At 56.0% G+C, this 11,574-nt stretch carries 14 protein-coding genes and 1 other RNA gene; 6 read left to right on the plus strand and 9 right to left on the minus strand.

What is annotated here, in order from left to right:
- Positions 1-60 precede the first annotated feature (60 nt).
- From Q0O07_RS05115 to rpsD, 3 genes are all read right to left on the minus strand, one after another.
- Positions 61-1,041, minus strand: a complete 981-nt coding sequence (locus Q0O07_RS05115; protein ID WP_295491191.1) for an agmatine deiminase family protein — start codon at positions 1,039-1,041, stop codon at positions 61-63.
- Between the two features lie 3 nt (positions 1,042-1,044).
- Positions 1,045-2,724, minus strand: a complete 1,680-nt coding sequence (locus Q0O07_RS05120; RefSeq protein ID WP_295491192.1) for a M28 family metallopeptidase — start codon at positions 2,722-2,724, stop codon at positions 1,045-1,047.
- A 114-nt stretch (positions 2,725-2,838) separates the two neighbouring features.
- Positions 2,839-3,453 (minus strand): 30S ribosomal protein S4, encoded by a 615-nt coding sequence (rpsD, locus tag Q0O07_RS05125; RefSeq protein WP_295491195.1) that lies wholly within the window; start codon positions 3,451-3,453, stop codon positions 2,839-2,841.
- 179 nt (positions 3,454-3,632) lie between these two features.
- Between rpsD and Q0O07_RS05130 the strand changes: the two genes are divergently transcribed.
- Positions 3,633-3,953: a chorismate mutase gene (locus Q0O07_RS05130; RefSeq protein ID WP_295491196.1), complete on the plus strand. Its 321-nt coding sequence runs from the start codon at positions 3,633-3,635 to the stop codon at positions 3,951-3,953.
- A gap of 32 nt (positions 3,954-3,985) precedes the next feature.
- Here the strand turns inward: Q0O07_RS05130 and Q0O07_RS05135 are convergent, their stop codons facing one another.
- Genes Q0O07_RS05135 through rpiB form a run of 5 tightly spaced genes read right to left on the minus strand, consistent with a single transcriptional unit; the run spans position 3,986 to position 7,320 of the window.
- Complete coding sequence (locus Q0O07_RS05135) at positions 3,986-4,708, minus strand: RNA methyltransferase (protein WP_295491197.1); 723 nt, start codon at positions 4,706-4,708, stop codon at positions 3,986-3,988.
- Positions 4,705-5,166 (minus strand): transcriptional regulator NrdR, encoded by a 462-nt coding sequence (gene nrdR, locus Q0O07_RS05140; protein WP_295491199.1) that lies wholly within the window; start codon positions 5,164-5,166, stop codon positions 4,705-4,707. The genes Q0O07_RS05135 and nrdR overlap by 4 nt, the downstream gene beginning before the upstream one ends.
- Entirely contained in the window at positions 5,167-5,511 is a 345-nt protein-coding gene (locus Q0O07_RS05145) for a zinc ribbon domain-containing protein (protein ID WP_295491201.1), read from the minus strand.
- Between the two features lie 46 nt (positions 5,512-5,557).
- Positions 5,558-6,871, minus strand: coding sequence for a serine hydroxymethyltransferase (gene glyA, locus Q0O07_RS05150; protein ID WP_295491202.1), 1,314 nt, complete (start codon positions 6,869-6,871; stop codon positions 5,558-5,560).
- Positions 6,868-7,320 carry a ribose 5-phosphate isomerase B gene (rpiB, locus tag Q0O07_RS05155; RefSeq protein ID WP_295491205.1) on the minus strand — a complete coding sequence of 151 codons (453 nt, stop codon included), beginning with the start codon at positions 7,318-7,320 and terminating at the stop codon, positions 6,868-6,870. The genes glyA and rpiB overlap by 4 nt, the downstream gene beginning before the upstream one ends.
- A 117-nt stretch (positions 7,321-7,437) precedes the next feature.
- Between rpiB and Q0O07_RS05160 the strand changes: the two genes are divergently transcribed.
- Positions 7,438-7,644 (plus strand): hypothetical protein, encoded by a 207-nt coding sequence (locus Q0O07_RS05160; RefSeq protein ID WP_295491206.1) that lies wholly within the window; start codon positions 7,438-7,440, stop codon positions 7,642-7,644.
- A gap of 190 nt (positions 7,645-7,834) precedes the next feature.
- On the opposite strand, the gene Q0O07_RS05165 is transcribed toward Q0O07_RS05160, so the two are convergent.
- Entirely contained in the window at positions 7,835-8,491 is a 657-nt protein-coding gene (locus Q0O07_RS05165; protein WP_295491208.1) for an alpha/beta hydrolase, read from the minus strand.
- 114 nt (positions 8,492-8,605) lie between these two features.
- On the opposite strand from Q0O07_RS05165, the gene Q0O07_RS05170 reads away from it, so the two are divergent.
- The 4 genes from Q0O07_RS05170 (at position 8,606) to ssrA (ending at position 11,467) form a co-directional block, all read left to right on the plus strand.
- Entirely contained in the window at positions 8,606-9,646 is a 1,041-nt protein-coding gene (locus Q0O07_RS05170; protein WP_295491359.1) for an aminotransferase class V-fold PLP-dependent enzyme, read from the plus strand.
- Entirely contained in the window at positions 9,643-10,788 is a 1,146-nt protein-coding gene (locus Q0O07_RS05175; RefSeq protein WP_295491210.1) for an aminotransferase class V-fold PLP-dependent enzyme, read from the plus strand. The genes Q0O07_RS05170 and Q0O07_RS05175 overlap by 4 nt, the downstream gene beginning before the upstream one ends.
- Positions 10,785-11,117: a 2Fe-2S iron-sulfur cluster-binding protein gene (locus Q0O07_RS05180; protein WP_295491211.1), complete on the plus strand. Its 333-nt coding sequence runs from the start codon at positions 10,785-10,787 to the stop codon at positions 11,115-11,117. Before Q0O07_RS05175 ends, Q0O07_RS05180 begins: the two co-directional genes overlap by 4 nt.
- 6 nt (positions 11,118-11,123) lie before the next feature.
- Positions 11,124-11,467: a transfer-messenger RNA gene (gene ssrA, locus Q0O07_RS05185) on the plus strand.
- Positions 11,468-11,574: the final 107 nt, after the last annotated feature.

Raw genomic sequence — 11,574 nt, forward strand, 5'->3', positions numbered from 1 at the left:
AATCCTCTTCTTGGTTGCGTGCTCCGGATATGGGTATGTGCGCTTAAAATTCCAATAGAGTTATGTCGGCACTTGTTGGCTGGAGCAATGAAAGCTGCCGCCGCCTGTCAATACTGCGTCCGCCATGACACCGACAACCTTTCGGTCGGGGAACAATGACGCCAAAACGGCAATAGCTGCATCGTCACTGCGCACGCCATAGATCGGCACGACAATTGCGGCATTGCCGATGTAGAAATTCATGTAGCTTGCCGGAACGGCTTCTCCATCCTGCAAGAAGCGCCCGACCGAAGGCATGAGGCTGACCCGGCACCCAAATGCTTCCGCGCGTTTCCGGGCATCTGCAAAAACGGCTTCATTGGGGTCATCGGACCCTGCGCCTTGCGGAATGAGGATATGGTTCGCACCCACAAAGCGAGCGAGATTGTCGATATGCCCATCGGTGTGATCATTCGCCAATCCGTCGCCCAGCCATAGCAGGCGTTCGATCCCAAGGTCATCGCGCAGCCGCGATTCAATCGCCTCCTTATCAAGCGAAGGGTTACGGTTCGGGTTCAACAAGCAATCGACCGTGGTCGCTGCCAAGCCATCACCGTCCACATCGATGGAGCCGCCTTCCAAAATCCAATCCGCCTTCGTGACGTCAAATCCCGCAGCAATAGCGAGGTCATATCCAATGCTTTTGTCGCCGGGATAATCGAAACGGTCCCCCCAGCCATTAAAGCCAAAATGGCGGGCGATACGCAGATCGCCGTCCTTCACGATAATACAGCCCGTGTCGCGTAGCCATATGTCGCCTATTTGCTGCTGTTCTACATGAACCCCGCTGTCCACAAGGTCCTTGGCAATCATTGCGGCTTCGGCGCTACCTGCGATCACATGGACAGCCTCCCCGTCGCCTGATGCGAGGACGGCGTTGGCAAATGCGGCAATCTGCAACTGGGCGCGATGCAGCGGTTCACCCCAAGCATCGGTCGAACTTGGAAAGCCGATCCAGACAGATTCATGGGGTGCCCATTCTGCGGGCATGCGAAACGCCATGGGTTATTTCCCGCTGCGGCTTTTGTCGCGAACGGCGCGGAATTCATCGCCTTCGTTCCAGTTTGGCCATGCATTGGTCATCGCAAGCATCCGGCCAACACGGTAATAAAGCTTCAGATCAGACATGACACCGGACCAGTCCCAATTTTCGTCAAATTCATCGCCGGGGGCGTGATAACGGTTCTTTTCATAATCATCTGCTGCTGCTTGGGCCGCTGCTTTACCGCCATTGACCAGATCATCGCCACCTTCAAAATAGACCATCGGCACGCCAAGTTTGGCGAAGCTGAAATGGTCGGAACGATAATAGAAACCTTTTTCTGGGGTCGGCTCCATTTCGGGCGTGCGACCTTCCGATTTCGCCGCCGCTTCCAAATAGGCATCAAGTTGCGACTTGCCTTTGCCAATGACGGTCAGGTTCTTGGCAGGGCCGGACATCGAAAACGCATCCATATTTACGCCGCCAACGGTCTGAGACAGCGGGAATACAGGGTTTTCGGCATAATATTTGGAGCCGAGCAGGCCGCTTTCTTCGGCAGTGACCGCAAGGAACACGACCGACCGGTCTGGTGCGCCAGCTTTGGTATAGCCCTCCGCAAGCGCAACCAGCGCGGCTGTCCCCGTGGCGTTGTCAACGGCGCCGTTGCAAATATCATCGCCATCCGCCGCGGCCGTGCAGCGCCCCAGATGGTCCCAATGCGCGGTGTAAAGCACATATTCGTCGGGCCGTTTTGTGCCTTTCATGACGCCAACAACGTTCTTGCTGGCTTTGCGCGCAATATCGTTGTCAAAGTTCAGCGAGGCGGTGAGGTTCAACGGCACGGCCTTGAACCCCTTTTGCTTTGCTGCAGCCATTTGCTTTTCCAGGTTCTGGCCTGCTGCGGCGAAAATATCCTTGGCGACGGATTTCTGAATCCAGCCATTGGCCTGAGTTTGGCTTTTGCCGCCATCTTTGGATTGTGCGAGGAACTGCGTCCCCGTCCAACTGGAATTGACGACATTCCAACCATAAGCGGCTGGCGCGGTGTCGTGGATGATCAAAACGGCAGCGGCCCCCTGACGCGCCGCTTCTTCATATTTGTAAGTCCAGCGGCCATAATAGGTCATGGCTTTGCCGCCGAAGGGACCATCAAGGCCGTCGTTTTCAAAATCGGGGTCGTTGACCATCACGACGACGGTCTTGCCCTTCACATCAACGCCCGCATAATCGTTCCATCCCTTTTCCGGGGCGACAATGCCATGGCCGACGAAAACCATATCGCTTTGCTTGATGTCGGTTTTGGGGGCTTCGCGATAGCTGCCGATCACATAGTCACTGCCATAGGCAAAAGACATGGCCTTTCCGTTCCGGTCGGCAATCCTTAAGGCTGAAACGTTTTTCGCGGTGATTTCGATCAGGGGGACGTCCTGTGTCCAACTGCCATTATTTCCCGGTTCGAGCCCTGCCGCTTTGAACTTTGATATCAAATAGGCGACTGTCTTTTCTTCGCCAATAGACCCAGGCGCACGACCTTCATACGCATCAAGCGACAATTCGCGGGTGACGTCCTGCATTGTCTTTTCCGACAGTGCAGGAACCGTTACGTCAGGCAGCGCTGATACCGCGACATCCGGCGATGCCGCCTTCTGGCACGCGCTGGTCAGGGCAAGCGCGGAAACAAGGGCCAAGGAAAGCAGGCGCATGGAAATCTCCTAAAGTGAAATATTATTGCGCGCCTTGTGCCAGACCCGTTCGTGCGGCTCAAATGAAAAAGGCGGCCACATGGACCGCCTTTTTTGTAATCTTTGCGTGGAAGATTAACGCGAATAGAATTCGACGACCAGATTTGGTTCCATCTTCACAGGATAAGGCACTTCATCAAGCGTAGGGACGCGTGCGAAGGTTACCTTGTCATTGCCATCAACGGCAACATATTCAGGAATGTCACGCTCGGCGAGGCCTTGGGCTTCGATAACCAACGCCATTTCCTTAGCTTTTGGCCCGAGGCTGATGACGTCGCCAACGGCAACCTGACGGCTGGCGATGTTGCACTTCACGCCATTGACGCGGATATGGCCATGGCTGACGATCTGGCGTGCAGCAAAAATAGTTGGTGCGAACTTGGAGCGGTATACGACCATGTCCAAACGACGCTCCAGCAGACCGATAAGGTTCTGCGACGTATCGCCCTTCATGTTGCTGGCTTCTTGATAGGCGCGCTTAAACTGCTTTTCCGTCACATCGCCATAATAGCCCTTAAGCTTCTGCTTGGCGCGCAGCTGGATGCCATAATCAGACAGCTTGCCTTTACGGCGCTGACCATGCTGGCCTGGGCCATATTCGCGCTTATTTACAGGGGATTTTGGACGGCCCCAGATGTTTTCACCCATCCGGCGGTCAAGTTTATACTTCGAGCTTTTGCGCATCGACATATTCAGTCTCCAATTGCTAACAACGTTGTTTCCGGTCCCGCGCGACACATTTGAAATGTGCCGGACACCTGCTTCACCGGAGTGCAGGGTCGATTGCGAAGCGGCGCCTATGGCCGTTGATGGGCGTTATGTCAACATCTGGCTCGACTTTACGGGGGCTGAACCGTAAAGGCGCTGCCATGAGTAGAACAGTCAGCCCAATTGAACCCGCCAAGTGCAATGATATGTCCGAAGTGCGTGCGGGTGTTGATTCGGTTGATGCGCAATTGGTCGAGCTTCTGGCTGTTCGCTTTGCGTATATGGATGCCGCCGCCCGGATTAAAACAGAACGCAACGCCGTGCGTGACGAAGCGCGCAAGCTGCAAGTTCTCAAAAACGTCCATGACGCGGCAAATGGCTCGGATATTCCCGTCGAGTTGGTTGCTGACCTGTGGGAGCGTTTGGTTGAAGCTTCTATCGCTTACGAACTCGATAAATGGGATGCCAATCGCGTCCGATAGTCTGGCCAGCGGTGGGCTAAAGAGCGAAAAACTCAACCTTCGGGCGGTCGCCGTCTATTCAACGTTGTGAGCACGCCGCGCAACGTCCTGACCTCAAGTGCATTCCATGCAGGCTTCGTCAGCAAATTGCGCAATGTGCGGCGGGTGACTGGCGCGCGGTCAATGGGCGTGAAATAATTCAGCGGCTCCAGCATGGCGTCCAATTGTGCAATAAGGCCATCCAATTCGAACTGCGTCGCAGGTGGCTCTAAATCCGTTTTGGGTGGGCTCGCGAGCGTTTGCGTTTTTGACCATTCATACGCGCACAGGATAACCGCTTGTGCCAAGTTCAGCGAACCAAATTCAGGATTAATCGGCACTGTAATGATGGCGCGGGCAACATTGACTTCGTCGCTTTCCAGGCCTGATCGTTCGGCCCCGAACAATATCGCGCTTCGCCCTATGTTGCCCAATACCTCTCGGGCGGCCGCTTCGGGGGTTATAACCGGCTTCGTCACGCCGCGCTTGCGCACCGTTGTGGCATAGACATGCGCAATGTCTGCGGTTGCCTCCCATAGTGTTGGAAAAACTTGGGCATTCGCTAACACAATGTCCGCGCCGGATGCCGCTGGACCTGCATTGGGGTTTGGCCATCCGTCGCGTGGGGCGACAAGACGCATTTCGGTTAGGCCAAAGTTGAGCATAGCCCTTGCAGCCTTGCCAATATTCTCGCCCAATTGCGGACGGCAAAGAATGATGATGGGCGGCGCGCTCATTTCAGCGCCGCTTCAACCACGCTTCCGGCGAAATCCTCAAAATCCTTGGCTTCGCTAAAGTCCTTATACACTGACGCGAAACGAATATAGGCAACGCTATCAAGCGCCTTCAACCCATCCATGACGAATTCACCAATGCGTTTGGTTTCGATTTCGCTTTCACCCAAGGTTTCAAGTTGCCGCTGGATAGCAGAGGCAAGCTTTTCGATTTGCGTACTGTCCACCGGGCGCTTTCGGCATGCGACCGACAGCGATCGTTCCAGCTTCTCTCTGTCGAACGGCTCGCGCTTGCCTTCGCTTTTGATCACCACCAACTCACGCAACTGAATGCGCTCAAAGGTTGTGAAGCGCCCACCGCAACCCTCGCACTGCCGCCGACGGCGGGTCGCGCTGTTGTCTTCAGTCGGACGGCTGTCCTTTACCTGGCTATCGTCATGTCCGCAAAATGGGCAGCGCAATTATTTTTCCTGATTCTTTTTCTTGTTTACGTGGCGGTAGGCAACAATAGCTGCACCAATCAATGCGCCTGTTGCCAGTCCGATTGGGGCAATGATACCGGCTGCAGCGCCGATGGCGGCACCACCCGCAACTTTCTTGACGGTATCTTGATCCGCTAAATGCTTGCCGGTGTGGAACGCATCCTTGGTCGCGCCCCACAATTCGTCCGCAGCCTCACCGACGTAATGCCGTGCCTGATTGGGTATGCTTTCGGCGGCCCGTTGTTCAGGCGTTTTGGCACCGCAATTGGCACAAAACTTAGCGCCGTCGCCATATGCCGCATCACATTCGTTACAAAATCCCATGGTCAATTCCCTTCTGTGTATTAGATGGGTAAGGCACCTGTGTAATTCAAGATGAGTAAATTGGGAAGCGGCTGCACAATTCGCGGACACGCAGTCGGACCTCGGCCTCGACCGCCGCATCGCCGTGCTCGCCCTTTTGACGCAAACCTTCAAGCACGTCAGAGATCATGTGGCCGATCTCCCGGAATTCAGCGACGCCAAAGCCGCGTGTCGTTCCGGCAGGCGACCCAACGCGAATACCGCTGGTTTTCATCGGCGGCAGCGGATCGTTTGGAATGCCGTTTTTGTTGCAGGTAATAGCCGCGCGCTCCAACGCCTCGTCAGCATCGCGTCCGGTGATGCCGAGCGGGGTCAGGTCAACCAACGCCAAATGCGTATCGGTGCCGCCGGAAACCAAGTTTGCGCCGCGTTCATGCAGTGTTGCGGCCAGAACCTTCGCATTGGCGATTGTCGCTGCGGCATAAGTTTTGAAATCGGGGCGAAGCGCCTCACCAAAGGCCACAGCCTTGGCGGCAATAACATGCATCAATGGACCGCCTTGCAGGCCCGGGAATACCGCAGAGTTGATCTTCTTGGCGATAGCCTCATCATTGGTCATGATCATGCCGCCACGCGGTCCACGGAGCGTTTTATGCGTGGTGTTGGTTACGACATGCGCATGCTCGAGCGGGTTGGGATGAACGCCGCCAGCAACAAGGCCGGCAAAGTGCGCCATATCAACATGGAAGATCGCGCCGACTTCGTCAGCAATAGCGCGGAAGCGTGCGAAATCAATAATACGCGGATACGCAGAACCACCGGCAATAATGATTTTCGGACGATGTTCCTTGGCAAGCCGCTCGACCTCGTCGAAGTCAATAAGATGGGTTTCTGGATTCACGCCAAACTGCACCGCGTTGAACCATTTGCCGGACATGGCGGCCTTTGCGCCGTGCGTTAAATGGCCCCCTGCATCAAGGCTCATACCCAATATCGTCTCGCCCGGTTTTACCAGCGCCAGCATGACCGCGCCATTGGCCTGCGCGCCGGAATGCGGTTGGACGTTGGCAAAGCCAGCATTGAAAAGCTTCTTGGCGCGTTCAATGGCTAATGTTTCAACTTCGTCCGAGGGCGCACAACCCTGATAATAACGCTTGCCGGGATAGCCCTCAGCATATTTGTTAGTGAAGACGGACCCCTGCGCCTCAAGCACAGCTTTCGACACAATGTTTTCGGACGCAATCAGCTCAATCTGGTTCTGCTCGCGGTCCAGTTCATGGGTAAGGCCGGCAAACACTTCAGCATCGGTTTCGGCCAAGCCGCGTGTGAAAAAGCCGTCGGGCTGAACATCGGAAAGATCGTGTGCGGGGCGCGTGCTCATGCTGGTTCCTTAGTCATGATGGGGTTGGATAATTTATCAACGCGCCGTTGGTGCCGGTCGCCACCAAATTCGGTTGAGAGAAATGCATCAACACAGGCCTTCGCCATTTCGATACCGATCAGGCGCGCGCCCATGGCAATGACATTTGCGTCATTATGTTCGCGCGACAGGCGTGCCGAAAGTGGTTCAGACACCAGCGCAGCGCGCGCGGTAGGATTGCGGTTTACGGCGATGGAAATGCCAATGCCGGACCCGCATAAAGCCACACCGCGTTCCGCCGAACCGTCGGCTATCGCGCTTGCAAGCCTGTATCCGTAATCGGGATAGTCCACTGAAGCTTCATCATGGGGGCCAAGGTCGGCAACATCATGTCCGGCAGCGCGCAGATATTCAGCTAGCGCTGATTTCAGCGCGAGAGCAGCATGATCTGAGGCGATGGCGATACGCATGGCACATCCTGTAGCAGCTTGAGTCGAACTTCGCCTGCCCTATGGGACCACGGCGCAAAAGGCCATGCTGAATTTCCCCGATTGCGAAGCTTATCCACCGTCTTTATGGATACGATTATGCTTAATGCCTTATTGTCCATCGCTATGCTGTCTGCTTTTCTGCTGCTTTATGGCGCGTGGAAACGCTGGCGGCAGGAGGGCGCTAGCCAGCAAATGTGGCTGATGGTCGCGGCGGTTTTAGTAATATTTGCTAATGTGGCGATTTGGGTGGTGCCGGATGAAAAGGGGCAGTCTTTGGTCACTGGGGCGGTTGATCGGCCCTGACTTGTTCACGCAGGGGCGCAGAGGGCGCGGAGATTGCAAAAGCTGATGTGATTCTGAACTTGTTTCAGAATCTTAATAATTGGCGACCACAGAAGTAAGACCCTGAACCAAGTTCAGGGTGACGGATGATAACAAGTTCAGAATGACAGCGGGAAAGCCTCCGCGTGCTCTGCGCCTCTGCGTGAAAAAATCACTTAATGGGCGAATTAGGGTCCAACCGGAAATCGAGATAGCTGTTCACCGACGCCATCAGCATGTCCATTTCATTTTCGAAGAAATGGTTTGCGCGGGGAATTTCGTCATGATGAATGGTGATGTGCCGCTGGGTGCGGAGCTTGTCGACGAGCTTTTGCACCGCGTTCGGCGTCACAACTTCATCATTCACGCCTTGAATGATGATACCCGATGAAGGGCAGGGCGCCAGAAAGCTGAAATCATACATGTTGGCTGGAGGCGCGACCGAGATGAAGCCACGGATTTCCGGGCGACGCATCAAAAGCTGCATTCCGATCCACGCGCCAAAGCTGAAACCGGCGATCCATGTGGTGGAAGCTTCGGGGTGGAAGCTTTGGACCCAATCGAGCGCAGACGCGGCATCAGACAATTCACCGATACCATTGTCAAATTCGCCTTCGCTTCGGCCAACGCCGCGAAAGTTGAATCGTAAGACGCCAAAACCGCGCGCCACAAAGGTTTTGTAAAGCTGTTGCGTGATGCGATCGTTCATTGTCCCGCCCGCTTGCGGATGCGGGTGCAATATCATTGCAATCGGAGCTCGTGGGCGCGGCGGCGGCGAAAAACGGGCTTCAAGGCGGCCTTCTGGACCTGGAATAGCAATGGCGGGCATATAAAATTTCGATTCTAAGAATGTGTGCCGAGCGGTGCCCGACGGATCGGGCTTTGCATGAGTTGGAAGCGGTATATAGAAGCAGTGACGATTTTCGCAACTGTCATGGAAATTATGCCCGACCAAAGCCGCATCTATCTTGATCATGCCGCCACGACGCCCGTCATTCCGGCGGCGCGTGCGGCGATGGCCGAAGCCATGGTGCACTGGGCCAATCCGTCATCGCCGCATCAAGAGGGCAGGGCAGCCCGCTTTGCGCTAGAGGACGCACGCAGGCGGATTGCAGCCGCGCTGGATTGGGATGGAGAAGTCATCCTGACGAGCGGAGCCAGCGAAGCGATTGCACTTGGGCTTCGGGGCACAACCGCGGTGGCGAGTGCGGTGGAGCATGATGCGGTGCTGGCGGTGGCTGGGCCGAACCGTTTGCCGGTAGGGGATGATGGGCAGGTCGATGTCGGTGCGATTATTGGCAACGCCCGATTTGCCGTTCAATCCGTGAACAATGAAACTGGCGTCATCCAGCCCATAAAGGAGATTGCGGGCGCTGTGCGGGCCGTTGGCGGCATATTCTTCGCCGATTGTTCCCAGAGCGCTGGAAAACTGCCGCTCCCCGATGCGGATATGATTGCGGTCTCGGCGCATAAATTGGGCGGACCGCCGGGCATGGGTGCATTGCTCGTGCGCAATCTTGGATTATTGTCACCGACGGGTGGTCAAGAGCAAGGCTACCGACGCGGGACGGAGAATTTGCCTGCGGCGATCGGATTTGCAGCGGCGCTTGAGGCGGGGTTTTTGTGGATGGAAAACGCGGTGCGCCTCCGCAAAACATTGGAGGTCGCGGTTGTCGAATCTGGCGGCGTTGTCATTGCATCGGAAAGCAACCGGTTAGCAACCATCGGCAGTTACCATATGCCAGGCGTTGCCGCATCGAGCCAGCTTATCAATTTCGATATGGCGGGGATCGCAGTTTCTGCGGGCAGCGCCTGCTCGTCGGGGACGCTGAAAACCAGCCATGTGCTGGGTGCGATGGGATGGGATGATAGATCCGCGTCCGAAGTCATCCGCGTCAGCTTTGGCGCTGCCACGAATGACGTTGACATCACCCGTTTCATCGATGTTTGGCGCAACATTGCCGCCCGCGCAAAAGCCGCATGATATATCTAGACTATCAAGCCACGACGCCGCTCGCGCCCGAAGCCTTTTCGGCAATGGAGCCTTGGCTAAAGACCGGATTTGCGAACCCGCATAGCATGCATGCAGCGGGCAGAGCAGCGGCAGCGGCGGTTGAGGTCGCCCGCGATCGGATCGCGGCTTTGTTGCCGCCCGGCGGGCGCGTTATCTTTACCTCAGGCGCGACAGAAGCAATAAATTTGGCGATTATGGGAACTGGTCTGCCGGTCAGCGCCGCTGCGACTGAGCATGCGGCGGTTCTGGATTGCGTAAAGCATTTGGGTGGTAATATCCTCCCCATCGACTTGCGATGGGGAGGTGGCAGTTGCCTTGCAACTGACGGAGGGGCTTCTTCAATATTGGGACAGGTTGTATCCAGTTCCCCTCCACCGCTCGACCTTGTCGAGCGGTCCCCCTCCCCATCGCAAGTCGATGGGGAGGAATTGCTCGCCATCATGCTTATCAACAACGAAATTGGAACCATTCAACCTATTGCCGATCTCGCCGCCGCCGCCCACGCTCAAAATAAGCTGTTCCTATGCGATGCCGTGCAAGCATTTGGCCGTATGCCTATTCCAGACGGCCCGGACATGATCGCGATTTCCGCGCATAAAATATACGGACCAAAGGGCATCGGCGCTTTGTGGGTGCGCGATGGCGTTTCACTGGCCCCACAAATGCTGGGCGGGGGGCAAGAGCAAGGCATGCGCTCTGGCACGCTCTCACCTGCTTTATGTGCTGGCTTTGGCGCTGCTGCAAAATTGGCGGCAGAAAGGATGGAAACAGATGCGGAGCATGTCTCCGCCCTGTGGGACCGCGCTTTGGCAGCGTTCGCAGACTGGACCATCAATGGCGCGACGAATGAGCGCTATAAAGGTAACCTCAACATCCGCCGCGAAGGTATTGACGCGGGACGGCTGATCTCGGAATGCCGAAACATCGCATTTTCCGCCGGCAGCGCATGTGCAAGCGGGTCCGGTCGGCCAAGCCATGTGTTACGCGCGATCGGTCTGACTGACGCACAGGCAAAATCTTCCATCCGCTTGGGCTTTGGCCGCTATACGACGGCTGCAGAGATTGATATTGCAGCCGAGGCTATCAACCGAGCAGCAGAGGCGATGTTATGATCACAGTCACGTTCATCAATGCCGACGGCGAATCGCGGGAGGTGCAAGCGGTTGACGGCCAGAGCTTGCTTGATCTCGCGCAAGCCGCCGGACAGCCGCTTGAGGGCACCTGCGAAGGCCAAATGGCGTGTTCCACCTGCCATGTGATCATTGATAAGGATTGGTTCGACAGGCTCCCCCGCGCGGTTGAGGATGAGGAAGATATGCTTGATCTCGCTAGTGGCGCACGACGCACGAGCCGCCTGTCGTGCCAAATCATCCTGACGCCCGAACTTGACGGGTTGCTTGTCCATGTTCCGGCGGAAAGCCGAAATATGCAGGGTCTGTGACCGCCTTCACTTCCCATTCACGAAAAAGCGCCTATATGTGTCGTTGCCGGGTTCGCCCGGCTATGGTGATAAATTGCGATGTGCAATAGGTGCAGCGGACCCGGGGGCGGTACCCGGCAGCTCCACCAAAATCTCTGTTTGTCAGAGGTCTTGGAGGGGCTGAACTAGGATCGACGTGCGTTGAAAAGCATTGTTTTTGCCCGGCATGAATAAGCCGTGAAATGGTTCATAACCAATAGGTGCAAACGATAACTCAGCACTTGCTCTCGCAGCGTAATTTTGGGCCTCACGGTCTGAATTTACACTAAAAGAACGCGGCCGAACCGGCCGGGCAACAGAAAGGTTACAGCGGCCCCCCGGAGCCGGGCAACAGAATCCGGGACCTTTTTTATACGCGCGTGCCGGGCAACAGAATCCCCCCGCTAACGCCACGCATTTGCAGCGACAGGGATGTTTG

The sequence above is a fragment of the Sphingorhabdus sp. EL138 genome, from assembly GCF_945890115.1.
Taxonomy (GTDB): Bacteria; Pseudomonadota; Alphaproteobacteria; order Sphingomonadales; family Sphingomonadaceae; genus Sphingorhabdus_B.